At 68.4% G+C, this 24,322-nt stretch carries 24 protein-coding genes; 7 read left to right on the forward strand and 17 right to left on the reverse strand.

From position 1 onward, the window contains the following. Positions 1-6 precede the first annotated feature (6 nt). From A3AG_RS0111200 to A3AG_RS0111210, 3 genes are all read right to left on the reverse strand, one after another. Positions 7-1,182 carry a hypothetical protein gene (locus A3AG_RS0111200; RefSeq protein ID WP_018005483.1) on the reverse strand — a complete coding sequence of 392 codons (1,176 nt, stop codon included), beginning with the start codon at positions 1,180-1,182 and terminating at the stop codon, positions 7-9. Further along, positions 1,179-1,787: a sigma-70 family RNA polymerase sigma factor gene (locus A3AG_RS0111205; protein WP_018005484.1), complete on the reverse strand. Its 609-nt coding sequence runs from the start codon at positions 1,785-1,787 to the stop codon at positions 1,179-1,181. The genes A3AG_RS0111200 and A3AG_RS0111205 overlap by 4 nt, the downstream gene beginning before the upstream one ends. Positions 1,788-1,863: 76 nt before the next feature. Further along, the gene (locus tag A3AG_RS0111210) at positions 1,864-3,576 is read right to left on the reverse strand and encodes a vWA domain-containing protein (protein WP_018005485.1); all 1,713 of its coding nucleotides are present in this window, start codon (positions 3,574-3,576) and stop codon (positions 1,864-1,866) included. A gap of 197 nt (positions 3,577-3,773) precedes the next feature. On the opposite strand from A3AG_RS0111210, the gene ggt reads away from it, so the two are divergent. After that, positions 3,774-5,663 carry a gamma-glutamyltransferase gene (ggt, locus tag A3AG_RS0111215; RefSeq protein ID WP_018005486.1) on the forward strand — a complete coding sequence of 630 codons (1,890 nt, stop codon included), beginning with the start codon at positions 3,774-3,776 and terminating at the stop codon, positions 5,661-5,663. An 88-nt stretch (positions 5,664-5,751) separates the two neighbouring features. Here ggt and A3AG_RS0111220 read toward each other — a convergent pair whose 3' ends face one another. The 5 genes from A3AG_RS0111220 to A3AG_RS0111240 all read right to left on the reverse strand — a co-directional run bounded on the left by A3AG_RS0111220 (position 5,752) and on the right by A3AG_RS0111240 (position 10,898). After that, positions 5,752-6,561 (reverse strand): hypothetical protein, encoded by an 810-nt coding sequence (locus A3AG_RS0111220; RefSeq protein WP_240619825.1) that lies wholly within the window; start codon positions 6,559-6,561, stop codon positions 5,752-5,754. A gap of 58 nt (positions 6,562-6,619) precedes the next feature. Then, on the reverse strand, positions 6,620-7,696 hold the full coding sequence (locus A3AG_RS0111225; protein ID WP_018005488.1) for a phosphotransferase: 1,077 nt from the start codon (positions 7,694-7,696) through the stop codon (positions 6,620-6,622). A gap of 55 nt (positions 7,697-7,751) precedes the next feature. Then, the gene (locus tag A3AG_RS0111230; protein ID WP_018005489.1) at positions 7,752-8,480 is read right to left on the reverse strand and encodes a histidine phosphatase family protein; all 729 of its coding nucleotides are present in this window, start codon (positions 8,478-8,480) and stop codon (positions 7,752-7,754) included. A 73-nt stretch (positions 8,481-8,553) separates the two neighbouring features. Continuing rightward, positions 8,554-9,333, reverse strand: coding sequence for an oxepin-CoA hydrolase, alternative type (locus A3AG_RS0111235; RefSeq protein ID WP_018005490.1), 780 nt, complete (start codon positions 9,331-9,333; stop codon positions 8,554-8,556). A 41-nt stretch (positions 9,334-9,374) separates the two neighbouring features. Beyond that, a complete protein-coding gene (locus tag A3AG_RS0111240) occupies positions 9,375-10,898 on the reverse strand; it encodes a 3-hydroxyacyl-CoA dehydrogenase (RefSeq protein WP_018005491.1) in 1,524 nt (507 codons plus the stop codon). 187 nt (positions 10,899-11,085) lie between these two features. Here A3AG_RS0111240 and A3AG_RS0111245 point away from each other — a divergent pair, with 187 nt between their 5' ends. Then, the gene (locus A3AG_RS0111245; RefSeq protein WP_018005492.1) at positions 11,086-11,730 is read left to right on the forward strand and encodes a glutathione S-transferase; all 645 of its coding nucleotides are present in this window, start codon (positions 11,086-11,088) and stop codon (positions 11,728-11,730) included. Between the two features lie 229 nt (positions 11,731-11,959). On the opposite strand, the gene A3AG_RS0111250 is transcribed toward A3AG_RS0111245, so the two are convergent. Both A3AG_RS0111250 and A3AG_RS0111255 read right to left on the reverse strand, forming a co-directional pair. Beyond that, on the reverse strand, positions 11,960-13,132 hold the full coding sequence (locus A3AG_RS0111250; protein WP_018005493.1) for a pyridoxal phosphate-dependent aminotransferase: 1,173 nt from the start codon (positions 13,130-13,132) through the stop codon (positions 11,960-11,962). Positions 13,133-13,210: 78 nt separating this feature from the next. Further along, a complete protein-coding gene (locus A3AG_RS0111255; protein ID WP_018005504.1) occupies positions 13,211-13,759 on the reverse strand; it encodes a PIN domain-containing protein in 549 nt (182 codons plus the stop codon). A gap of 49 nt (positions 13,760-13,808) precedes the next feature. Between A3AG_RS0111255 and yaaA the strand changes: the two genes are divergently transcribed. After that, positions 13,809-14,594, forward strand: coding sequence for a peroxide stress protein YaaA (yaaA, locus tag A3AG_RS0111260; RefSeq protein WP_026164108.1), 786 nt, complete (start codon positions 13,809-13,811; stop codon positions 14,592-14,594). Between the two features lie 37 nt (positions 14,595-14,631). Beyond that, positions 14,632-15,765 carry a M14 family metallopeptidase gene (locus A3AG_RS0111265; protein WP_018005494.1) on the forward strand — a complete coding sequence of 378 codons (1,134 nt, stop codon included), beginning with the start codon at positions 14,632-14,634 and terminating at the stop codon, positions 15,763-15,765. Between the two features lie 172 nt (positions 15,766-15,937). Here A3AG_RS0111265 and A3AG_RS0111270 read toward each other — a convergent pair whose 3' ends face one another. From A3AG_RS0111270 to A3AG_RS0111280, 3 genes are all read right to left on the reverse strand, one after another. After that, positions 15,938-16,729 carry a BspC domain-containing protein gene (locus tag A3AG_RS0111270; RefSeq protein WP_368013933.1) on the reverse strand — a complete coding sequence of 264 codons (792 nt, stop codon included), beginning with the start codon at positions 16,727-16,729 and terminating at the stop codon, positions 15,938-15,940. Between the two features lie 249 nt (positions 16,730-16,978). After that, a complete protein-coding gene (locus A3AG_RS0111275) occupies positions 16,979-17,866 on the reverse strand; it encodes an N-formylglutamate amidohydrolase (RefSeq protein WP_018005496.1) in 888 nt (295 codons plus the stop codon). Between the two features lie 14 nt (positions 17,867-17,880). Then, positions 17,881-18,867, reverse strand: coding sequence for a tripartite tricarboxylate transporter substrate binding protein BugE (locus A3AG_RS0111280; RefSeq protein ID WP_018005497.1), 987 nt, complete (start codon positions 18,865-18,867; stop codon positions 17,881-17,883). 130 nt (positions 18,868-18,997) lie between these two features. On the opposite strand from A3AG_RS0111280, the gene A3AG_RS0111285 reads away from it, so the two are divergent. Further along, positions 18,998-19,906, forward strand: a complete 909-nt coding sequence (locus A3AG_RS0111285; protein ID WP_018005498.1) for a LysR substrate-binding domain-containing protein — start codon at positions 18,998-19,000, stop codon at positions 19,904-19,906. Between the two features lie 85 nt (positions 19,907-19,991). On the opposite strand, the gene A3AG_RS0111290 is transcribed toward A3AG_RS0111285, so the two are convergent. Genes A3AG_RS0111290 through A3AG_RS0111300 form a run of 3 tightly spaced genes read right to left on the reverse strand, consistent with a single transcriptional unit; the run spans position 19,992 to position 22,698 of the window. Then, a complete protein-coding gene (locus A3AG_RS0111290) occupies positions 19,992-21,167 on the reverse strand; it encodes a vWA domain-containing protein (RefSeq protein WP_018005499.1) in 1,176 nt (391 codons plus the stop codon). Between the two features lie 29 nt (positions 21,168-21,196). Beyond that, positions 21,197-21,799, reverse strand: a complete 603-nt coding sequence (locus A3AG_RS0111295) for a GNAT family N-acetyltransferase (RefSeq protein WP_018005500.1) — start codon at positions 21,797-21,799, stop codon at positions 21,197-21,199. A gap of 17 nt (positions 21,800-21,816) precedes the next feature. Next, the gene (locus A3AG_RS0111300) at positions 21,817-22,698 is read right to left on the reverse strand and encodes an AAA family ATPase (protein ID WP_018005501.1); all 882 of its coding nucleotides are present in this window, start codon (positions 22,696-22,698) and stop codon (positions 21,817-21,819) included. Positions 22,699-23,238: 540 nt separating this feature from the next. Between A3AG_RS0111300 and A3AG_RS0111305 the strand changes: the two genes are divergently transcribed. Next, the gene (locus A3AG_RS0111305) at positions 23,239-23,586 is read left to right on the forward strand and encodes a c-type cytochrome (RefSeq protein ID WP_018005502.1); all 348 of its coding nucleotides are present in this window, start codon (positions 23,239-23,241) and stop codon (positions 23,584-23,586) included. Between the two features lie 10 nt (positions 23,587-23,596). Next, positions 23,597-23,995: a c-type cytochrome gene (locus A3AG_RS0111310; protein WP_018005503.1), complete on the forward strand. Its 399-nt coding sequence runs from the start codon at positions 23,597-23,599 to the stop codon at positions 23,993-23,995. A gap of 58 nt (positions 23,996-24,053) precedes the next feature. Here the strand turns inward: A3AG_RS0111310 and A3AG_RS33345 are convergent. Beyond that, positions 24,054-24,322: ISL3 family transposase (locus A3AG_RS33345; RefSeq protein WP_018004100.1), on the reverse strand; the 269-nt coding region annotated here is incomplete at its 5' end.

A 24,322-nucleotide genomic window follows, 5' to 3' on the forward strand; every position in this document is an offset into this window, starting at 1 on the left:
GCGCGCTCACTGCGGCGCGCCCGGCGGCACCTCTCCACGCAGCTCGATGCGTACCTGGCCAGGCGCCAGCGTGGCATCGGCCTGCACCGCAACCGGCACGGGCGGGCGCTGTCCCGCCGGCATCGCCTGCCACAGCCGTTGCGCCCATTCCCGGATCTCGACATGGTCGGGCTCGGCTGCCCACAGCCTGAGCGGCGCTGCCGTGCCCAGGCGCGCCGCGATGGCTGCGGGATCGTCCTGGGTCGAGACGGTCAGGGCGGACGCCGCCGCCGGTGCGCGCGCAGCCATCGCGGCGGGGGCGGCCTTGCGTGCATAGGCGGACGGTGCGGCAGGCGCCGATGGCGCGGCTTCGGCGATGGCTACGTCAGCGGGCGCTTGCGGCACGGCAGCGATCGCCGGCGCGGCCGGGCTCGCTTGTGCCGGGGCCTGGCTGTCGAGCGCGGGTTCGCGCGGAACGCTTCGGGTCGCCCCGGTGCCGGGTGCCGGGCGTGCCGCAGGCGGAGCCGCCTTGGCGGCTGGCGGTGCGGGTCTGGGGGAAGGCGCGCCGGTGGCGGTTTCCGGCAAGGGCGGCGATGGTGCAGTCGACACCGCAGGCGCAGGCGCAGGCGCAGCCATCTCGGTCGCCGCCATCTCGGCCGTCCCCACCGGCATCAGCGCGCCATCGTCGATCTGCCGCAGCACGATGCTGGTGGTCAGCCCGGCCACCGCCGCGACGCCGGCGACCAGTCCGAGCGAACGCCACCACCGGCGCGCACGCGCGGCATGCGTGGACGACTCCATCGTGGAGGGTGGCGCGGCGTTTCGTGTCGAATCAGCAGCCTGCGCCCGCAGCCACGCCGCCGCATCCGGACCGAGCCGCACGCCGAGCACGTCCTCCGCCGCCGCGCCGGCGGCGACTCGGGCCAGCACCGCATCGCGCCGCGCCGCCTGGGCCGCTTGCACGCGCGCAGCTTCTTCCAGCACGGCCGCGGCCAGCGCCGGCGGCGCGGCAAAGGGCAGGGCTTCGGCACCGCGCTGTTGGCGCGCGGCGTCCTGCTGCGCGGCGCGCGCGGCGGCAAGCACCGAGGCTTCCAGCGTGGCCGGCACCGGGTAGGCCGGCAGCGCTTTCAACAGAGCCGCGAGCCGGTCCTCGCCCGCGATGAAACGGTCGGCAGCGTGCGAGGCGGCGTTGCCCGCGCTCATGGCCACGACTCCGGCACGCTGCCGGCCAGGTCCGCGCGCAGGCGCGCGAACGCATAGCGCAGCCGGCTCTTCACGGTCTCGAACTTCTCGCCCAGCATCGCGGCAATCTCTTCGACGCTCATATTGCTGAAGAAGCGCAGCACCACGACTTCGCGCTGCATGACCGGCAGCTGCAGCAGCGCGCGGTGGACATGGTGCGCGTGCTGGCGCAACTGCAGTTCGGCTTCCGGCGACAGGTCGTCGGCGGGCAGCTCGGGCAGGTGTTCGTCCAGCACGTCGCGCTGGCGCGCATCGGCGCTGCGCACCTGGTCTAGCCACGCATTGCGCGCGATCTGGAACAGGAAGGTGCGGAACGCCGCGCTCGGCTGGTAGTCGCCGCAGCGGGTCATCAGCTTGACCCAGGTCTTCTGCGCGAGGTCCTCGGCTTCGCCGGTATCGCCCTGGCACAGCCAGGCCAGGTAGTTGTAGAGGCCGGCGTTATGCCGGCGGAACAGCTCGGTGACCGGCTGCTCGATGATGCCGCCGGCGACCAGCAGCATCAGGTCGTGGTCCGCCAGCGTGCGCAGCGCGTCGGCGGGAGCAGAGGATGGAGCGGAGGCCTGCATGCGCCCGAGTATAGGAGAGCGCCGGCCGGCGCGACAGTCCGCGCCTCCCTGCGCCGGCCGCGCGCCGCGGTGCGGCTCAGCGCGTCGCATGCCCGGCCGGTGCGCCGCCATGAGAGGCGGCCGGCGTTGCGGTGGCCAGGCTCTGGGCCAGGTCCACCAGCTTGACGAACTCGCCGCGGTAGCCGAAGCGGTCGGCGCCGCGCGCGCCTTGCGCCAGTGCGCGCGCGTCGGCGTAGCGCCAGTCACCGGTGAACTTGCCGCCGCGCAGCACCTGGCCGAACCCGGCCACCGCCGCGGCAAAGCGGAAGTCGACGTCCCCCTGTGCCAGCGGGCGCAGCGCCTGCCGCGCCACGGTGACATCGAGCGACTGGCTGGTGCTGGCCGCCGGCAGCTTGTAGCGCAGCCGCACATGCGCCAGCTCGCCATCGCGCCCCGGCGCCGGCGCCGCGCGCTGGTAGCGCAGCGGGTCGACCAGCCCGGGCTGCCCCGCCAGCGTCAGTTCATACAGCGCGGTCACGGTATGGCCCGCGCCGATATCGCCGGCATCGACCTTGTCGTTGTTGAAATCCTCGCGCGCCAGCATGCGGTTCTCATAGCCGATCAGCCGGTACTCGGTCACCGTGGCCGGGTTGAACTCGACCTGGATCTTCACGTCGCGCGCAATCGTCGCCAGCGTCGAGCTGATCTCGCTGACCAGCACCTTGTTGCCTTCCATCAGGTTGTCGATATAGGAGTACGCGCCGTCGCCGGCATCGGCCAGCTGCTCCATCAGCTGCTCGTTGTAGTTGCCGGTGCCGAAGCCCAGCGTCGACAGCGACACCCCCGACTTGCGCTTGTCCTCGACCATGCTCTTGAGCTGGCGAAAGTCGGTCACGCCCACGTTGAAGTCGCCGTCGGTGGCCAGCAGCACGCGGTTGATGCCGCCGGCGATGTAGCTCTGCTGCGCGGCCTGGTAGGCCAGCGCAATGCCGCTGGCGCCGGCGGTGCTGCCGCCCGCCACCAGCTGGTCGATGGCGGCGACGATAACGGCCTTGTCGCTGCCCGGCGTGGGCGGCAACGCCACGCGCGTGCTGCCGGCGTAGGTGACCAGCGTGATGCGGTCCTGCGCGCGCAGCTGGTTCACCAGCAGCTTGAGCGAGGACTTCAGCAGCGGCAGCTTGTCCGGCGCGTTCATCGAGCCCGACACGTCGACCAGGAACACCAGGTTGGCGGCGGGCAGCGCGCCGCTGGCCACATCCTTGCCCTTGATGCCGATGCGCAGCAGCACATTGGACGGGTGCCAGGGCGCCGGCGCCAGCGCGGTGTGCACGGCGAAGGGTCGGCCATCGGCGGGCTGGGCGTAGTCGTAGGGGAAGTAGTTCAGCAGTTCTTCCACGCGCACCGCATCGGCCGGCGGCACGTGGCCGGCATTGAGCAGGCGCCGCACGTTGCTGTAGCTGCCGGTATCGACGTCGATGCTGAAGGTGGAGACCGGTGCCTGTGCCACCAGCCGGACACCGTTCTCGTCGATGGCGCCGTAGCGTTCGCGCTCCTCCGGCGCGGGTGCCGGCAACGGGTAAGGGTGCGGCATTGCCAGTGTGGCGTGCGGTTCGATGCTGTGCGTTTCCGCGACGGATTTGGACTGCGCTGCCCTGGCGGCGTGGTCGGGGCGCGGAGCCGGGGCCATCGCCGGGGACACCGGCGGGGAAGTCTGCTCGGGCAGCGGCCGCGACGGGCCGCCGCATGCGGCCAGCGCAAGCGCCAGCGCGGCGGCAAGGCTGGAAAGGAAGACCGGTGCGCGTGGTTGCATGTTGTTCTCCTGGAAGGCCGCGGGCAGGGCGCCGGCGTGACGGCCTGTCGATGTAACGGGCCACGCGGCCCGGCGGGGTTGAGGCGGGCGAAATATTTTCTTTGCCGCCGGCTGTCCGATACGGGGGTGGCCTTCCATCCTCGCGGGATGCCCCGATCGCCACTACAATCGTTGGATCCTTCTGCCGGAGATCTCGCATGGCTCACCCTGACCTCACTTCGATGGCTTGGCGCGGCGCGCTGGCGCTGGCCCTGTCGGCGCTGCTCGGTGCCTGCGCTACCCCGGGCGGAAGCACGGCCACCCCGGCCACCCCGTCCGCCTCCACGCAGCCGGCAGCAGCGACGCCGCCTGCGGTGATGCCACCTGCGCCGGAAGTAGCGTCAGGCTACCGCCCCGGCATGGCGACCGTTTACGCGCAGCGCCATATGGCAGCCGCGGCCAATCCGCTCGCCACCGAGGCCGGCCGCGCCATGCTGCGCCAGGGCGGCTCGGCCATCGACGCCGCCATCGCCATGCAGGCGGTGCTGACACTGGTCGAGCCGCAGGCCACCGGCATCGGCGGCGGCGCCTTCATCATGTACTGGGACGGCAAGAACGTGCAGGCCTTCGATGGCCGCGAGACCGCGCCCGCCGGCGCCACCGAAAACCTGTTCATGCGCCCGGACGGCAAGCCGATGCCGTTCAGCGAGGCCCAGATCGGCGGGCGCTCGGTCGGCACGCCGGGCGTGATGCGCGCGCTGGAGATGGTCCACCGCAAGCACGGCCGCCTGCCCTGGGCCAGGCTGTTCCAGCCCGCCATCGACCTGGCGGAGAAGGGCTTCCCGATCTCGCAGCGACTCTACACGCAGGTGGCGGCCGACAAGTTCCTGGCCAATTCGCCGGAGATGGCGGCGTACTTCCTCGATGCCCAGGGCAAGCCCAAGCCGGCCGGCACGGTGCTGAAGAACCCTAAGCTGGCGCAGACGCTGCGCGACATTGCCCGGCGCGGCGCGGGTGTGCTCTATGGCGGCCCGATCGCGCGCGACATCGTGGCCAAGGTCAACAACGGCAGCAATCCCGGCTCGCTGTCGCTGGCCGACCTGGGCAGCTACCGCGCCAAGCAGCGCGTGCCGGTGTGCACCGACTACAAGCGCTACAAGGTCTGCGGCATGCCGCCGCCGTCGTCGGGCGGCATCGCCATCGCGCAGATCCTCGGTACGCTCCAGGCGCTGGAAACCAAAAATCCCAAATACGCACTCGCGGCACTCAAGCCGCAGGCAGTGAACACGCCGGCGCAGCTGGAAGCCCACCCCGATGCCGTCCATGCGATTGCAGAGGCCGACCGCCTGGCCTACGCCGACCGCGGCCTGTACGTCGCCGATGCGGATTTCGTTCCGGTCGACGTCAGCGGCATGGTCAACCCGTCCTACCTTGCCGCGCGCGCCGAGCTGATCGGCGAGCAGAGCATGGGCAAGGCCCAGCCCGGCACGCCGCCCGGGGCCACGGTGGCCTACGCGCCGGACCGCTCGCCGCCGCGCGTTTCGACCTCGCAGATCGTCGCGGTCGACGACCGCGGCGGCGCCATCTCGATGACCACCACGATCGAGTCGTACTTCGGTTCGCATCTGATGGTGCGCGGTTTCATGCTCAACAACCAGCTCACTGATTTCTCCTTCGTGCCGAGCGAAAACGGCAAGCCGGTGGCCAACCGCGTGCAGCCGGGCAAGCGCCCGCGCTCATCGATGGCGCCGACGCTGGTGTTCGACCGCGAGAGCGGCCAGCTGCTGGCAACCGTCGGATCGCCGGGCGGCTCGCAGATCATCGAGTACGTATCCAAGGCGCTGGTCGGCATGCTCGACTGGAACCTGGACCCGCAGGCGGCGATCGGCATGGGCAACTTCGGCAGCCGCAACGGCCCGACCGAAGTCGAGCAGGGGCTGGTGTCGCCGGGGCTGGTGCAGGCCCTGCAGGCGCGCGGCCACCAGGTGACGGCGATCGAGATGACCAGCGGCACGCAGGCCATCGTGCGCCGCCAGGGGCCGGATGGGAAGATGGTGTGGGCCGGGGGGGCGGATCCGCGGCGTGAGGGGGTGGCGTTGGGGGATTGAGCGAGGCCCGCTGGCGCACGACGTCACCAGGACGAAATCCTGGATGGCGTCGGTCCGGTCGTCACCGTCCGGATCGGACCATTCCCGGCTATGCGTCCATATAGCTCTGGTATTCGTACCGCGCGCCGAGAACTCGGGCGATCTCTGTCAGCGCTGCAGCGATGGCCTCTGAGCGCGAGTCTGAACGCCTGAGCAACAACTCGAACCGGCTCGACCGATAGAGTTCGGCGTTCGCGCCCGGCGGCCGGTCCCTCGCAGAAACCTTGAACTCGAGCGCCACCTCGTAGTAGCCGCTGCCCTTGGCCGGAAGGAAGTCGGTGAAGCACACTGCAGAGATTATCCAGTAGCGGAAGCGGAAACTGTCGTTGCCAAACCGGAATCCGGACCAGGCGAGGTCACGCGAGCGGAACACCACGAGCGCATCATCCGCATGCGTTGCCGCCTCCTGCTGGTCGGCCAGTTCCATGCTGGAAACCATCGCGGCACCGGAACCCTCGCTGCCTGACTCGACTTCAACGTATTTGTCTATCGTCGCCATCAGGTCTTCATAGAAGCGGCGGGTGGCTTCGCAACGGCCTTCGGCCTCATCCGTCAGCATCAGCCGCTTGAAGCGCGCCTTCTCTCCGACCTCGAGTGGCACTTCAGGCCGTGGGCGTGGTGTCTCTTCAGCGGGAACAGTAGCGAACATGCCGGTCACGCGATCCGAAACCCAGAACAGCAAGGCTGACTGCAGGGCCGGTACCACGATCAGCGCGGCCAAGCCGGCGAGAGCGCCATAGTCTGACCAAACCATCGCCGCTGCGATGGCGGCCGGGAGCAAGTAGTAAAGCCAGAACATCCTGCGCTTTCGCTGTTTCAGTAGATTCTGGCGATTATGCCGGCTTTGCTGCGCCGACAAGAAAACGCCCTGCAAGCCCTCAGGCTTGCAGGGGCGTGGCGATGGGGTCGCTCAGCCCTCAGCCCTTCGCCTTCTTCGCATACTCCCACCCCATCTCGGCCATCGGCCGCGCGCGCTTGCCGGCGTCGGTGGCCTGCGCCGACGAGGCGGTGCCGTCGACCACGCGCTTCATGATGCCCTGCAGGATGCCGGCGATGCGGAACATGCTGAAGGCCAGGTAGAAGTTCCAGTCGCCGGTGATAGGGCGGCCGGTGCGCTGCTCGTACAGGCGGCGGTAGCTGGCTTCGTCGGGGATGCCGAGCCCGGCGAAGTCGAGGCCGGCGATGCCGCGGAACTGACCCGGGGCGATATGCCAGCTCATGCAGTGGTAGCTGAAGTCGGCCATCGGGTGGCCCAGCGTGGACAGCTCCCAGTCCAGCACCGCCAGCACGCGCGGCTCGGTCGGGTGGAACATCAGGTTGTCGAGCCGGTAGTCGCCATGCACGATCGAAGTCAGGTCGGCGTCTTCCTGCGGGATGTGCTGCGGCAGCCAGTCCATCAGCGCGTCCATGGCCGGGATCGACTCGGTCTCGGACAGCTTGTACTGCTTGGTCCAGCGTTCGATCTGGCGCTGGAAGTAGTTGCCGGGCTTGCCATAGTCGCCCAGGCCGATGGCGTTGTAGTCGACCGAGTGCAGCGCGGCGATGACGCGGTTCATCTCGTCGTAGATGGCGCTGCGCTCGGCCGTGCCCATGCCCGGCAGCGACTGGTCCCACAGCACGCGGCCGGCGACGAATTCCATGATGTAGAAGGCGCGCCCGATCACGGATTCGTCCTCGCACAGCGCGTACATGCGCGCCACCGGCACATCGCTGCCGGCCAGCGCGGCCATCACGCGGTACTCGCGCTCGATCGCGTGCGCCGACGGCAGCAGCTTGCTCTTGGGGCCGGGCTTGGCGCGCATCACGTAGGTCTGTCCCGGCGTGACCAGCTTGAAGGTCGGGTTGGACTGGCCGCCCTTGAACTGCTCCACGGTCAGCGGGCCGGCAAAGCCCTCCACGTGCTGGCGCATCCAGGCTTCCAGCGCGGCGGTGTCGAAACGCTGCTGGTCGGCCACCGGGCGCGTGCCTTCGAAGTGCGATACGTTGCTGGTCATGCTGTCTCCGTTGGTTTCTGTTCGGGTTCGATGAGGGGATCGCGGGCGGGCAACCTCAGCCGGTCGGCTGTCGTCCGCGCAAATACTGGTGCAGCAGCACTTCCATGGTGGTATGGCGCGAGCCGCTGTGCACGGGCGTCGGCGGCGAGTAGTTGGTCATGCGCACCACCCAGTCGAGCGGGCCGTCGCCCATGTCGAGCACATTGATGCAGCCTGCGGTCTGCAGCAGCGAGCCGAAGAACACGCGCCGCCCGCAGGTGATCGCCTGCGACAGGATGGCGCGGTTGGTGCCGCCATGCAGCACCATCAGCACCGTATCCCAGTCGGGGTCGTCGCGCAGGCGCGCCAGCGCGGGCAGCACCCGGTCCAGGAAGGCACCGATGGTTTCGCCGTTGAGGAAGCGCTTGTGTTCCGGCACCTCGCCTTCGAAGGCGCCGACGAAGGCGTCGCGCAGGTCCTCGCCGGCGATCGCGGACAGGTCGCCGCCGCGGATTTCCTGCAGTTCCGGCCAGATTTCGGGGGCGATGCCGTCCATCTCCGGCAGCTCGGCCAGCACGCGCTGCGCGGTCTCGACCGTGCGCGGCAGCCCGCTGACGATGACCCGGTCGAAGCGGATCTGTTCCGCGGCAAAGGCGCGGCCGGCGGCGCTGGCCTGCATGCGGCCGGTCTCGTTCAGCGGCACCAGCTCGGGCAGGGCGGTGCGGCGGCCGGCGTCGTCGAAGTAAGACACGGCACCATGCCGCATCAGGTAGATGCGGCGACGCGAGGACGGCGGCAATTCCATGCGTGGTCTCCTTGCATTGAGCCGGCATGCCCCTCTGCGCGGGCTTGCCGTGCTGATGATCCGCCAGTGCGGATCAGCGGTATTGCGGCTTGCGCTTCTCCAGGAAGGCGCTGATGCCTTCGCCGCCGTCGGGGTGGTGCAGCGCGGCCACGAAGCTGTCGCGCTCGGCCAGCAGGTGCTCGGCGCGCGACGCGGTGGCGGCGTGGTTGATCAGCGCCTTGATGCGGCCCACCGCGTGCGGCGATTGCCGCGCCAGGCCCGATGCCAGGCGCAGCGCTTCGTCCAGTGCCTGGCCCGGCTCGGTGACGCGGTTGACCAGCCCGAACTGCGCCAGCCGGGCGGCGTCGACCGGCTTGCCTTCCATCATCAGCTCGCTCGCCAGCGGCCGCGGCAGGGCGCGCGCGAGCTCGTAGGAGCCGCCGCCGTCGGGCGTCAGGCCCACCGAGACGTAGGCCATCACGAACTTGGCATCGCTGGCCGCCACCACGAAGTCGCACGCCAGCACCACCGAGAAGCCCGCGCCCGCGGCCGCGCCTTCCACCGCCGCGATGATCGGCTTGGGAAAGGCATGCAGCGACTCGATCCAGCCGTTCAGCAGCGCGATGCTGGCGGCCTGCACTTCGGGCAGCTGGCTGCGGTTGCCGAGCAGCCGGTTCAGGTTGCCACCGGCGCAGAAGATGCCGTCGGCGCCGGTGATGATGACCGCGCGCAGCGAGTCATCCGCCGCGGCCTGTGCCAGCGCCTGCTGCGAGGCCGCGTAGATGTCCGGGTGCAGCGCGTTGCGCGCCTCGGGGTTCGAGATGGTCAGTACCAGCGTCGAATCGACGCGGCGGGAAAGCAGCTGTGCGGGCATGGGCGGGGGCTCGGTGGGGGCGGAGGCGGACGACGGTCCGGTTACTGCTCTTCGGCCAGCAGCGACAGGCCAAGGCCGGCACGGCGCCACAGCCACGGGCTCGGGCGATAGCGCATGTCGCCGGTCAGCGCTTCCATGTTGCGCAGCGTTTCCAGCACCAGTTGCGGACCGACCGCGTCGCCGAGCGCCAGCGGGCCCTTCGGGTAGCCCAGGCCCAGGTTCACGGCCAGGTCGATGTCGGCCGGCGTGGCGATGCGCTGCTGCGCGATATCGCTGGCGATGTTGATGATGCAGCAGAGCACGCGCTGGGCAACGAAGCCGGCGGAGTCGCGGATCACCGTGACCGGCACGCCGTCGCTGGCGAACAGGCCGTGCGCGGCGTCGCGCGCGGCGGCGCTGGTGGCCGGCGTGGTCATCAGCGTGCGGCGCCTGGTGGCCTCGAACGGCAGCAGCGTGTCGATGGCCACGGTGCGGGCCGGGTCCAGGCCCTGCTGCAGCGCGCTGGTGGTGGCGTCCAGGCCCAGCGGCGTGACGATGATCAGCGCGTCGGCCGAGGGCTGGTTGCCGCCTTCCGGGGTCACGCCGAGCGTGCCCAGCAGCCTGGTGACCATGGCATGGCCGCGCTCGCTGGCGTGGCTGACCCACACGCTCGACGGGCGCGCGGCCGGCACCGCGGCGGCGGCCGGAACCTGCTTCTGGCCATCGGCGTAGGCATAGAAGCCGGCACCGGCCTTGCGCCCGATCAGCCCGCCGACCGCGCGGATCGCGGTGATCGGCGACGGGCGGTAGCGCGGCTCCTGGTAGAACTGGTTGTAGATCGATTCCATCACCGGGTGCGACACGTCCAGCCCGGTCAGGTCCATCAGCTCGAACGGGCCCATGCGGAAGCCGGCCTGCTCGCGCATGATGTTGTCGATGTCGGCGAATCCGGCCACGCCTTCCTGCGCCGCCTTCAGGCCTTCGATATTCATGCCGCGGCCGGCATGGTTGACGATAAAGCCCGGCATGTCCTTGCAGCGCACCGGCGTATGGCCCATGCGGCGCGACAGCGCCATCAGCGCGTCGCCCACCGCCGGGTTGCCGGACAGGCCGTCGATGACCTCGACCACCTTCATCAGCGGCACCGGGTTGAAGAAGTGGTAGCCGGCGATGCGGCCGGGGTGCTTTGAACCGACCGCGATCGCGGTGATCGACAGCGACGACGTGTTCGAGGCGATGATGGCGTCCTCGCGCAGGATCGCTTCGAGCCTGGCAATCAAATCGCGCTTGACCTCCAGCTTCTCGACGATGGCTTCGAGCACCATGTCGCAGCCGGCCAGGTCTTCCAGCGCGCCGCAGGGCCTGACGCGGGCCAGCGCGGCCTCGGCATCGGCGGCGCTGAGCTTGCCCTTGTCGGCGAGCTTGGCCAGCGTGTCCTGCAGGTACTGGCGCGCGGCTTCCACCGCCTGCGGGTTGGCGTCGTACAGGTTGACGGTCAGGCCTGCCTGCGCGGCGATCTGCGCGATGCCCCGGCCCATGGCGCCGGTGCCGACGATACCCAGCGTATCGATGGTGAAAGTGCTCATCATTCGTCCCAAAAGTTGTGGTTAAATTAGCACGATCGTACGTTTTTTGCACCTGCGGCGACAGACCGGCGGGGCAGGCCGCGTGCGCTGATCGGCCAGCCGGTTCACTGCAGACGCCGGATGGTCCACAATCCCCCGTTCCACGCGATTCGATGCGGGAACCCATCCCATCACGGAGACAGACGACATGCTGAAGCTCTGCGGATTTGCCGCCAGCAACTACTACAACAAAGTGAAGCTGGCGCTGCTGGAAAAGAACGTGCCGTTCGAAGAGGTGCTGGCCTGGATCGGCGAGACCGACCCGGCGGCCACGCCCGCGGGCAAGGTGCCCTACATCATCACCGAATCCGGCCCGCTATGCGAGTCCGAGGCCATCGTCGCATACGTGGAAGCGGCCTTTCCGCAGACGCCGCTGCTGCCGGCCGACCCGTACCAGGCGGCCAAGGTGCGCGAGATCATCGTGTTCCTGGAGCTCTACCTGGAGCTGACCGCGCGCGAGCTGTACCCGGAGGCCTTCTTCGGCGGCAAGGTCAGCGACGGCGTCAAGGAGCGCCAGCACAAGCTGCTGAGCCGCTATATCCCCGCCTTCGCCAGCCTGGCGAAGTTCTCGCCGTACATCGCCGGCGACCGCTTCACGCTGGCCGATTGCGCCGCCGCGGTGCACCTGCCGCTGGTGTCGTCGTGCACCAAGATCATCTACGGCACCGACATGCTGGCGGAGCTGCCGGTCAAGGACTACCTGAAGACGCTGTCGCAGCGCGAGTCGGTGCAGAAGGTCAATGCGGACCGCAAGGCGAATACCGAGCTGATGATGAGCCGGAACAGGAAGTAAGAGGTTCGACCAAGCGGCTCGACTTGCCACTTGTGTGCTCCCTCTCCCGCTTGCGGGAGAGGGTCGGGGTGAGGGCCGGAGTGTCGACGAAGTGAGCCGTTGGTATGCCGGCGCCCACCCTCACCCCCGGCCCCTCTCCCGCAAGCGGGAGAGGCGAGCAAACCGCCGAATTTGAGAAAGCCCTCACCTGCAAGAACGCCCGCAATTTGCGGGCGTTTCCGTTTTCTGCTTAAAGCTTCCCCAACCGCTCCAGCGCCAGCGCCAGCGTCTCTTCCTTCTTCGCGAAGCAGAACCGCACCACGCCCGATTCGCGCGGCTGCGAGTAAAAGGCCGAGACCGGAATCGCCGCCACGCCGATCTCGCGCGTCAGCCACATGGCGAAGTCGGCCTCGCTCAGGTCAGAGATCGCGGAATAATCGACGCATTGGAAATACGTGCCGTCCGAAGGCAGCAGCTTGAAGCGCGACCCCGCCAGCCCGGCGCGGAAAAAATCGCGCTTGGCCTGGTAGAACGCCGACAGCTGCAGGTAGGGCGCGGCATCGGCCATATAGTCGGCCAGGCCGTGCTGCACCGGCGTGTTCACCGTGAACACGTTGAACTGGTGCACCTTGCGGAACTCGGCCATCAGCGCGGCCGGCGCAGCCACGTAGCCGACCTTCCAGCCGGTCACGTGATAGGTCTTGCCGAAGCTGGAGATGACGAAGCTGCGGCGCGCCAGCTCGGGATGGCGCGACACCGATTCATGCTGCTGGCCATCGTAGACCATATGCTCGTAGACCTCGTCCGACAGCAGCAGGATGTCGGTGCCGGCCAGGATCTGCGCCAGCTGGTCCATGTCGCCGGCGCGCCAGATCGTGCCGGTGGGGTTGTGCGGCGTGTTGACGAGGATCATGCGCGTACGCGGCGTGATCGCGGCGGCGAGCTTGTCGAACGGCACGCGGAACGCCGGCGCTTCCAGCGCGACCGGCACCGCGGTGGCGCCGGCCAGTTCGATCGCGGGCAGGTAGCTGTCGTAGCACGGCTCCAGCACGATCACCTCGTCGCCCGGATGCACCGCGCACAGGATCGCGGTCAGGATGCCCTGGGTGGCGCCCGCGGTGACGGTGATCTCGCTGTCCCAGCTGTACTGGTGGCCATACAGGCTGGCGATCTTGGCGGCGATGGCCTGGCGCAGGCGCGGCACCCCCGCCATCGGCGGGTACTGGTTATGGCCGGCGCGCATGGCGCCGGCCACGGCATCGACGATGCTCGGGTCGCAGTCGAAGTCCGGGAAGCCCTGGCCCAGGTTGACCGCGTTCTTCTCGGCGGCGAGCGCCGACATCACGGTGAAGATGGTGGTGCCGACGCCGGGCAGGCGCGACGGCGGCGGCGTCAGTGGGGCGAGCGTGGTGTCTGCGGACATAGGGCGCGAGTCAATGCGGTAGGAACGTTGGGCAGTCAGGCGTGCGGCAAGCGCAGGGCGGCGCCGCGAGCCGCCATTCTAAAGCGGATCGGTGGCAGCGGCCGGGCCCAGCGCGGCCAGCCAGGCGCCGAACGCCGGCGGCGTCATCACTTCCACGCCGCTGCTGCGACGCAGGCGGCCGCGCAGCTTGAGCACGGCCTTGTCCTTCGACACCAGGCACGCGGCGCCGGCAAAGTGGGCCAGCTCGACGAACTTCTGGTCGTCGGTGTCCTTGCAGCGCGGCAGGCGCAGCGCGTCGCAGTCGGCCTGTGGCGGTGCCGCCTCCAGGCTGGCGAGGCGGTCGACGGTGGCCAGCGCGGCGCCAATATCGATGTCAAAACGGGCAAATTGCGGATAGGCCAGCACCCGGCGCAGTTCCTCGCGGCAGTCGGCGCGGATCACCGGGGCGATGGTGCCGGCTTCCAGCGCGGCGCGGATCGGCTCGACGTGCGGGTCCCGGAACACCAGCAGGTCCACCCAGATATTGGAGTCGAGCACCACGCGCGGCGCGGATGTGATGCCGGCGGGGCGGCCGGCGTCCCCGGCGGTGCCGGCGGGCGGGATGGTTGCGGTGGTGTCGAGGCGCATTCGCTACAATCTGGGCTTGTTTGTCCTTGGCTAATGCCGCGATTTTGCCATGCTCATCGTTTTGTCTCCCGCCAAGTCGCTGGACTACGAGACTCCCGCCCGCATCGAGACCCACACGCTGCCGCGCTTCATCGACCGTTCCGCCGCGCTGATCGAGCGCCTGCGCCGGCTCGCGCCGCAGGACGTGGGCGCGCTGATGGACATCTCCGACAAGCTCGCGGTGCTCAACGTGACGCGCTACGCCGACTGGTCGCCGAGCTTCACCGCGGCCAACAGCAAGCAGGCGGTGCTGGCCTTCAACGGCGATGTCTACGACGGCCTCGACGCGAAATCGCTGTCGGCTGACGAGCTTGGCTTTGCGCAGAAACACCTGCGCATCCTGTCCGGTCTGTACGGCGTGCTGCGCCCGCTGGACTGGATGCAGCCGTACCGGCTCGAAATGGGCACGCGCCTGGACAACGCCGCCGGCAAGGACCTGTACGCGTTCTGGGGCGACGATGTCACGCAGCTGCTCAACGCCGACATGGCGCAGCTCAAGCAGGAGGGTGCGCCGGTGCTGGTCAATCTGGCCTCGGAAGAGTATTTCAAGGTGGTGCGGCCCAAGGTGTTGCAGGCGCGCATCGTCACGCCGGTGTTCGAGGACTGGAAGGGCGGCCGCTACAAGATCATTTCGTTCCACGCCAAGCGCGCGCGCGGCACCATGGCGCGCTACGCCGTGACGCACCGCGTGACCGAGCCGGAGAAGCTCAAGCGCTTCGCCGAAGACGGCTATGCCTTCGACCAGGCCGCCTCGGACGCGACCCGCTGGGTATTCCGCCGCCGCCTCGAAGACTGACCACGCGTCCTGAACCCATCGCCACGAGACCGCCGCCATGCTGCATATCTCTTCGCATTTCGATTCCGGTGCCATCGAGGTCGAGGCGCTCGACCGCGCCGACGATATCCGCCTGCGCATCCGTGCCGATTCGCATGCCGACTTCCGCCAGTGGTTCCACTTCCGCTTGCAGGGCGCGGCCGGGCAAGCCTGCCGCATGCATTTCCTGAACGCGGGCGACTGCACCTATCCGGACGGCTGGCGTGACTACCGCGCGGTGGCGTCGTACGACCGCGCCAACTGGTTCCGCGTGCCGACGCGTTTCGACGGCCAGGTGATGACCGTCGAGGTCACGCCCGGGCACGACAGCATCTGGTTCGCGTATTTCGAGCCGTACCCGGACGAGCGCCACCTGTCGTTGCTGGCGAGCTGCCAGCGCTCGCCGCTGGCGCGGCTGTCGCACCTGGGCAGCACCGTCGACGGGCGCGACATGACGCGCGTCACCATCGGCGAGGCCGGCCCGGGCAAGTCCACCATCTGGATGATCGCGCGCCAGCACCCGGGCGAGAGCATGGCCGAGTGGTTCGTCGAGGGCGTGCTGCAGCGGCTGACCGGCACCGGCGTGTGGGCCGGCGACCCGGTCGCGCGCAAGCTGCTCGAGCGCGCGGTGTTCCATATCGTGCCGAACATGAACCCCGACGGCTCGGCGCGCGGCAACCTGCGCACCAACGCCGCGGGCGCCAACCTGAACCGCGAGTGGATGGCGCCGAGCGCGGATACCAGCCCCGAGGTCTACCACGTGCGCCGCGCGATCGAGGCCAGCGGCTGCGACATGTTCTTCGATATCCATGGCGACGAGGGCCTGCCGTACAACTTCGTCGCCGGCAGCGAGATGCTGCCGGGCTTTACCGAAGCGCGCCGGCGCGAGCAGCAGCGCTTTATCGAGGCCTTCAAGCGGGCCTCGCCGGACTTCCAGGACGTGCATGGCTATGCCGCCAGCAAGTACAACGCCGATGCGCTCAAGCTGGCGTCGAAGTACATCGGCCATACCTACGGCTGCCTGGCGCTGACGCTGGAGATGCCGTTCAAGGACAACGCCGACCTGCCGGATCCGGCGGTCGGATGGAACGGGGCGCGCAGTGCGCTGCTGGGGACGGCGATGCTGCAGGCGATATTGGATTATCTCGGCTGATCGGCACGCTGGCGGTTGTCTCCCCTCTCCCGCTTGCGGGAGAGGGGCAGGGGGTGAGGGCAGGCGCATGGCAAGCATGAATGCGCTTGCACTTCGTTGGAACACCCGCCCTTACCCCCACCCCTCTCCCATAAATGGGAGAGGGGAGAACCCAAGCGCCAGCGCGAAGGCCCTACTGCTTCTTCTTGCTCTTGCTGCTCGCCTTCGCCGACGTAGACTTGGCGGAGCCCGACTTAACCGACTTCGATGCCGAAGCCTTGGCCGACTTCGACGCCGTGCTCTTCCCCTTCGCCCCCTTGCGGCTCTTGCTGGCCGACGTGCGCGTGGCGGTGGGCACCGCCGGCGCGGCCGCGGGTTCGCTGATGGTGGCGCCGCTGCTGTCGAGCAGCTCGTAGGCCAGCATCATGCCGTCGTCGTAGCCGCAGCGCACCTTCACCGGCTGCCAGTCGTCGCTGCCGTTGCGCTTGTGCGCGGTGGCGGCGAAGGTGACCACCGAGCTGACCGGCACCGCCTGCTTGCCTGGCGAGAAGCGCCCGCTCCAGGGTTCGGTGGTGGCCTGTCCCGCGGCGAGCGCGCCGGTGGGGATCTTCAGTGCATCGTAGGTGGCCGAGCGCGGCACCACCCAGCTGGCGTGGGCGGCGCAGTCGGCCACGTCGCTGCTGGCGTTCTCGGTCTTGATCAGCTGCTCGCGCATGCGCGCGCGGTACTCGGACAGGCTGACGCGGCCGCGGTCGGGCAGGTTGATGGTCTTGGTCGGGGGCGAAGCGGAGGCTGCCGGGGCGGGGGCAGCGGCGGGGCGGGCTGGTGCGGGTGCGGCGGCAGCGGGGGACGGCGCCGGGCCCGCGGCGGTGCCGGCGGCCTCGTCCGGCAGGTTGGCGCAGCCTGCCAGCGCGATCGCACCGGCTACGGCGGCGGCCACCATGCGCAGCCGGCTGCCGAGCATTGCGGAGATTCGTCGGATCACGGTGTTAGCGTTGTGAGCGTGTGTGCTTGCCTGGGATTGCCTGCCGGCGCCAGGGGCCCGCAGCCAGGATGGGTTGGCAAAGGATTGCCATGATAGAGGAAACCCATCTGCCAAAGTTCCTAAATCTTGTTACCCATTCTTCTAAAGCCAGGCCAACACGCCAGCGCCCGCACGAAGTGATCCCGGCGCGCGCGGCAACGCGCCGGGCCGGGGCCCGGCGGCACCGCCGGGGCTGGCGCCGCGGCGGTTTCAGGCCACGCGCGACGGCATTGCGCGGGTAAAGCGCAGCAGTTCATCGAGCAGGCTGTTCAGGTCGTGCCGCAGCTTGGCAAAGCCGGCGGTATGCGTGAGACCGGCCTCGTCCATGTAGAGCTTGCGATTGACCTCCAGCTGCAGGCTGTGGCGGCCGGCCTGCGGCTGTCCGACCACGCGCACGATTTCGACGCCCTTGTACGGGTGGTTGCGCCAGACCTCGTAACCCATCTCCTTGAGCAGGCCTTCTACCCGGTCGGTGAAGCGCTTGTCGCAGGTGGTGCCGTCGCGGTCGCCCACGACGAAGTCCGGGTGCTCGAGGCCCGGGAATTCGGTCGCGAACGGCGCGGCGTGGCTGGGCATCGAGTGGCAGTTGATATGCCAGGCGCTGCCATGGCTGGCGACGGCGCGCTCGGCCAGCTTCTGCAGCTGCGCGTAGTACGGCAGGTAGCAGCGTTCGATGCGCGCCTGCACCTCGGCCACGCTCAGCTTGCGGTCGTAGATGGCTTCGCCGGTGTCCAGCACGCGCCAGACCAGGCCCTTGCCCAGCCGGGTCTTGGCGGTCTCCTGCTTCGCGCCGGGCCACGGCGCGTCGAGCAGGGCTTCGTCGATCTCCTCGAGCGCGCGGTTGGCGTCGAGGTAGCTGCGCGGAAAGCCCGCGCACAGCAGCGGGATGCCGCGCGCCGGGGCGCCGGCGTAGAGCTCGTCGACGAAGGTGTCCTCGGCCTGGCGCAGCAGCGGCAGCGGCAGCGCCGGATCGGGGCGGAAGTCCGTCGGGTAGGTGGTCGCGCTGTGCGGCGAGTCCAGGAACAGCGCCGCGGGCTCGCCCTCGGGCTGGTACAGGCAGAACGGACTGTCCGCGCTGGTTCGGTGGGTGTCGGTCATGGTGTGCGTTGCGTTCAGTCGAGCGAGATCTTGGCGGCGGCGGCGACGCGCTTGTTCTTGGCCACTTCGCTCTTGATCTGCGCGGCAAAGTGCGCCGGGGTGTCGCCCACCGGGGTCGCGCCCAGTTTTTCCAGCTTGGCCTTGACCTCCGGCAGCGCCAGCACCTTGACCGCGGCGGCATGCAGCTTGTTCTGCAGGTCGGCCGGCAGGTTGGCCGGCGCGATCAGGCCGAACCAGGCGGCGTCGTTGACTTCGCCCAGGCCGAGCTCGGCAAAGGTCGGCACGTTGGGCAGCGCGGCCACGCGCTTGGGCGCGGCCACCGCGAGCGCGCGCAGCTTGCCGCCCTCGATGAACGGCAGCGACGACGGCAGGTTGTCGAACAGCACCTGCACCTGGCCGGCCAGCGCGTCGTTCAGCGCCGGGCCCACGCCCTTGTACGGCACGTGCAGCAGTTCGGTCTTGCTGCTCAGCTTGAACAGTTCGCCCATCATGTGCGAGACGCTGCCGTTGCCGGCCGAGCCATAGGCCAGCTTGCCCGGCTGCGTCTGCGCCAGCGCGATGAAGGCTTTCATGTCGGTGGCCTTGACCGACGGGTGGATGCTCATCACGTTCGGCACCGAGGCCAGGTTCGTGATGGGAGTGAAGTCCTTGGTGGCATCGTAGGACAGGCGCGGGTAGACCGCCGGATTGATGCCATGGGTCGAGGCCGTGGCGATGCCCAGCGTGTAGCCGTCCGGCGCGGCCTTGGACAGGAAGGTGGTGCCGATGCTGCCGCCGGCGCCGCCGCGGTTGTCGACCACCACGGCCTGGCCCAGCTGCTGGCCGAGCTTGTCGGCGACGATGCGCGCGACGATGTCGGTGGTGCCGCCGGCGGGGAACGGCACCACCAGCGTGATCGGCTTGGTGGGGTAGCCGGACTGGGCGGCGGCGCTGAACGACAGGCCGGTGGCGAGGGCGGCCGAGGTGGCGGCGAGGGCGCGGAGCAGGTGGCGACGTTGCATGATCTTTGTGGCGAAAGGTATCAAGGAAGAGACAAAGGCGTTTTCACGATTCTGCTCGTGCAAGCAGAACCCTCGCAAACGAAATAAAATCCCTAGCTCATTCCATTTGGTCGTGAAGTCGAGGTGATGTATGCGACGTATGTGCCCGTCGCTGACCGAGTTGCAGGCCTTCGAGGCGGCAGCCCGCCATAACAGCTTTACCGTAGCCGCCCGTGAGCTGCATGTCACGCAGGGCGCGGTCAGCAAGCAGGTGCGCAGCCTCGAGGCCTACCTCGGCGTCGAGCTGTTCCAGCGGGTGCGCCAGCGGCTGGTGCTGACCAGTGCGGGCGAGCGCTACCTCGAGCGCATCGCGCCCAGTCTGAAGGAGCTCGAGGCCGCCACGGTGGAATTGATGGCGGGACAGGGTCGGGGCGGCGTGCTGCATATCGCCAGCATGCCGACCCTGGGCGCCAAGTGGCTGATCCCGCGCCTGCCGCAGTTCTTCGCGCGCCATCCGGAGGTGACGCTGGAATTCGTGCCGCATGCGCAGGGCTACGATTTTTCCGAGCCGGACCTCGATGCCGCGATCCGCTTCGGCGATGGCGTCTGGCCCGGCAGCCTGGCCGACTACATGACCGGCCGCGAAGTCCTGCCGGTATGCCGGCCGGGCCTGCTGGGGTCCGAGCGCGATGGCGTCGCGCCGACGCCGGCGGCGTTGCTGCGCTATCCGCTGCTGCACCACACCACCGTGCCCGAGGCCTGGCCCGACTGGTTCGCCACGCTGGGCCTGCCCACGCGCGACGCCTGGAGCGGCGCGCGCTTCGATCAGTTTTCCCTGCTGACGCAGGCGGCGCTGTCGGGACTGGGCATCGCGCTGATCCCGCGCTGCCTGATCGAGGCAGAGCTCGCCAGCGGCGCGCTGGTGGTGGCGCATCCCGCGCAGGTGCTGGCCAAGAAGGGTTACTACCTGTGCTATCCGGAGCAGAAGCAGCACCTGCCGGCGCTGCGCACGTTCAGGGCGTGGGTGATGGAGGGGGCGGACCTGGCGCGGCCCGCGTGAGAGGCGGCAGAAACCAGTGAATTGTTCCAGTCGCGGGCGGGGTGCTCCCCTCTCCCGCACGCGGGAGAGGGAGCAAACCAAGCGGTTACTTCGACAACACCTTCATCGCCTGTTCCAGCCCCGCCAGCGTGACCGGGAACATCCGTCCCTTCATCAGCTGGTTGATCACCGTGATCGACTGCCGGTACTGCCACAGCCCTTCCGGTTCGGGGTTGAGCCAGACGAAGTGCGGGAACTGCTCGGTCATCCGGTTCAGCCACACCGCGCCGGCCTCGGCGTTGTTGTACTCGACCGAGCCGCCGGGCTGCAGGATCTCGTACGGGCTCATGGTGGCGTCGCCGACGAAGATGATCTTGTAGTCGGGCGTGTACTTGTGCAGCAGGTCCCACGTCGCCAGCTTCTCGGCGTGGCGGCGGCGGTTGTTCTTCCACACGTAGTCGTACAGGCAGTTGTGGAAGTAGTAGTACTCCAGGTGCTTGAACTCGGTCTTGGTGGCCGAGAACAGTTCCTCGACACGCTTGATGTGGTCGTCCATCGAGCCGCCCACGTCCATCAGCATCAGCACCTTGACCTTGTTGTGGCGCTCCGGCCGCAGCTTGATGTCGAGCAGGCCCGCGTTGGCCGCGGTGGAGTGGATGGTGTCGTCGAGGTCCAGCTCGGTGTCGGCACCTTCGCGGGCAAAGCGGCGCAACCGGCGCAGCGCGACCTTGATATTGCGCGTGCCCAGTTCGACCTGGTCGTCGTAGTCCTTGTAGCTGCGCGCCTCCCACACCTTGATCGCGGTGCGGTTGCCCTTGGACGGGCCGCCGATGCGGATGCCCTCGGGGTTATAGCCGCCATGGCCGAACGGCGAGGTGCCGCCGGTGCCGATCCACTTGTTGCCGCCCTCGTGCTTTTCCTTCTGTTCCTCGAGCAGTTGCTTGAGGCGCTCCATCAGCTTGTCGAGGCCGCCCATGGCGTCGATCCTGGCCTTTTCCTCGGGCGACAGCTCGCGCTCCAGCGTCTTCTGCAGCCAGTCGAGCGGAATGTCGGACTTCCAGTCGACCAGGCTTTCCACGCCCTTGAAGTAGGCGGCGAAGGCCTGGTCGAACTTGTCGAAGTGCTTCTCGTCCTTCACCAGCGTCATCCGCGACAGGTAGTAGAACTCGTCGATGGAGGGCGTGATGACCTGCGCCTTGAGCGCTTCCAGCATGGTCAGGTATTCCTTGACCGATACCGGCAGCTTGGCGTGGCGCAGCGAGAAGAAGAAATCGATCAGCATGGTGCCTCGCTTTCAGTCGGCGCGGCGCGTCAGCGCGGCCGCTCGAGCTGGAATTGCAGGTGTTGCCGCACCGCCGGCCATTCGCTGGCGATGATCGAGAACACCACGGTGTCGCGCAGCGTGCCGTCGGGCATGCGCATGTGGTTGCGCAGCACGCCGTCCTGCCGGGCGCCCAGCCGGGCGATGGCGGCGCGGCTTTGCTGGTTCATCCAGTGCGTGCGGAATTCCACCGCGATGCAGTCGAGCTGGTCGAAGGCATGGCCCAGCAGCATCAGCTTGCACTCGGTGTTCAGCGGCGTGCGCTGGACCCGGCGCGCATACCAGGTCGAGCCGATTTCGACGCGCCGGTTGGCCGCGTCGATGTTCATGTAGGTGGTCATGCCGGCCAGCGCGCCGGCCGCGTCGCGCACCGCGAACGGCAGCATGGTGCCGCGCTGCTGCAGGTCCAGGCGCCGCGCGATCTCGGCTTCCATGCGCTCGGGCGCCGGCACGCTGGTGTACCAGAGCTTCCACAGCTCGCCGTCGGCGCAGGCGGCGCGCAGGCCGTCGGCGTGCTCGGGGCGCAGCGGTTCGAGCGTGGCATGCCGGCCCGCCAGGATCACGGGTTTGGCAAAAGCGGTGGTGTCGGTCATCGGGCTTGGCCGCGCGCTCAGCGGTTGGCGCGGTTCATGAACACCAGGCGCTCGAACAGGTGCACGTCCTGCTCGTTCTTCAGCAGCGCGCCGTGCAGCGGCGGGATCGCGGCCTTCTTGTCCGGGCTCTTGAGCGCCTCGGGCGGGATGTCCTCGGCCATCAGCAGCTTGAGCCAGTCGATCAGCTCGGAGGTCGACGGCTTCTTCTTCAGGCCCGGCAGGTTGCGCATCTCGTAGAACGATTCCAGCGCGGCGGCAACCAGCTCGCGCTTGATGCCGGGGTAGTGCACGTCGACGATCTGCTGCATCGTCTCGGCATCGGGGAACTTGATGTAGTGGAAGAAGCAGCGGCGCAGGAAGGCGTCGGGCAGCTCCTTCTCGTTGTTCGAGGTGATGATGACCAGCGGACGGTGCTTCGCCTTGACCAGCTCGCGGGTCTCGTAGACATAGAACTCCATGCGGTCGAGTTCGCGCAGCAGGTCGTTGGGGAATTCGATGTCGGCCTTGTCGATCTCGTCGATCAGCAGCACCACCTGCTGCTCGGCCTCGAAGGCCTGCCACAGCACGCCCTTGACGATGTAGTTGCGGATGTCGTGGACGCGGTCGTCGCCGAGCTGCGAATCGCGCAGGCGCGACACGGCGTCGTACTCGTACAGGCCCTGCTGCGCCTTGGTGGTCGACTTGATATGCCATTGCAGCAGCGGCATGCCCAGCGCGGCGGCGACTTCCTCGGCCAGCATGGTCTTGCCGGTGCCGGGCTCGCCCTTGATCAGCAGCGGGCGCTGCAGCGTGCGCGCGGCATTGACGGCGAGCTTGAGGTCATCGGTGGCAACGTACTGGTCGCTGCCTTCGAAGCGGACCGGCTGGGAGGAGGCTTGGGCGTTGGCGGTGTTTGACATGAGGCAACCTGAGGTGGCGGCCGCTCGCGGGCGAGGGCCGGGTTGGCGTGCTGGGCGCGGTCTCTTCGCGCTGTGATGCGCGCTTTCGTTATGGAAACAGGGTCCGTGGCGGGCGCCCGCGTGCCGCTGGCGCAGCGTACGCGAACGGTCGTGCGGATTCCCGCGATGGGCCAGTATAAAAGACCTTTGCGGTTCGTGTTGGCGCGCGCAGACAGGGTTCCGCCGGCGCCGGCCGCTGGCTGGACTGGCAGGTGCCGGCTGCGGTACAATGCGGCGGTTTGACGCGCCCCCACGTCCAGTTCTCCAGTATCCGGCAGTCCGCGTTCAGAAGTCCCAGCGGCCCTTCCGGGTCGCGGCGATTGCGCGAGGTGGTTCCAGAATGGTGTTCCACACCCCGGCATACCGACCGGATGCGACATCTCTGGCGGGTGGCACCCCGGCCAACCGACTGGCTGCCCTGGTTGCCCCGCAGAAGCATTCTGAAACCGTCTCCGCCCGGCAGGGCAGGTCACACGGTTTAACTTCCAATCCGCAAAGACAATGAAAAAGCTCCTCACGATGGTGGTGCTGGGCGCGGCTGCAACGGCCGTGCAGGCACAGGAAGTCAAGGGCAATGGAGACGCTGCCAAGGACAAGGTTGCAATGTGCATCGGGTGCCACGGCATTCCGGGCTACCGTGCGTCCTTCCCCGAGATCTATGAAGTGCCGCTGCTGGGCGGCCAGAGTGCCAAGTACATCGAGAACGCGCTGAAGGCCTACCAGAAGGGCGAGCGCAAGCACCCTACCATGCGCAGCATTGCCGCGACGCTGACCGAGCAGGACATCGCCAACGTGGCGGCGTACTACTCGCAGCAGACCGCCGGCACGCAGAACAATTCCCTCAAGTAAGAGACCCCACATGAAGACGCTCAAGACGCTTTCGTTCGCGCTCGGCGCACTCGTGCTGGGTGCTGCCGCCATGCCGGCCTCGGCTGCCGACCTCGCCAACGGCAAGACCCTGGTGGAAAAGGGCAACTGCGTGGCCTGCCATGGCGCCGGCATGAACAAGCCGATTTCGCCCGACTACCCCAAGCTGGCCGGCCAGCATGCCGACTACCTGTACCACGCGCTGATGTCCTACCAGGTGTCGGGCAATGCGCTGGTGGGCCGTTCCAACGCCATCATGGCCGGGCAGGTCAACGCCAATCCGGCGGTCACCGGCAAGGACGGCAAGCCGCGTCCGTTTACGCGCAAGGAGCTGAAGGACATGGCCGCCTACATCGAGTCGCTGCCGGGCGACCTGGTGCTGAAGAAGTAAAGCCGGCGGCGCTGCCGCAGGCAACGAAGCCGCTTCGCTGAAGCGGCTTTTTTTTGGTTCAACGAGGAATTCCGGGGAAGGCAGCCTTGATCTTCAGGAAGAAGTATTCCTCGTCACGGTAGCCATAGGCTCGGCGCTTGATGACTTTGATGGTGTTGTTGATGCCCTCAACGACGCTGGTATTCAGCGGATGGCGGCATCGGGCAAGGATGCCGTGCCAATACGCTTTCAGGCGCTGGGCGAACAGTTCGAGGGCAGGTATTCGGCTCTGCCTTGCTTGTTCGCACCAATGCTCCCACGCCTTTTGCGCCCATCCCGGGCGGCGAT

Source organism: Cupriavidus neocaledonicus (assembly GCF_000372525.1).
GTDB lineage: Bacteria > Pseudomonadota > Gammaproteobacteria > Burkholderiales > Burkholderiaceae > Cupriavidus > Cupriavidus neocaledonicus.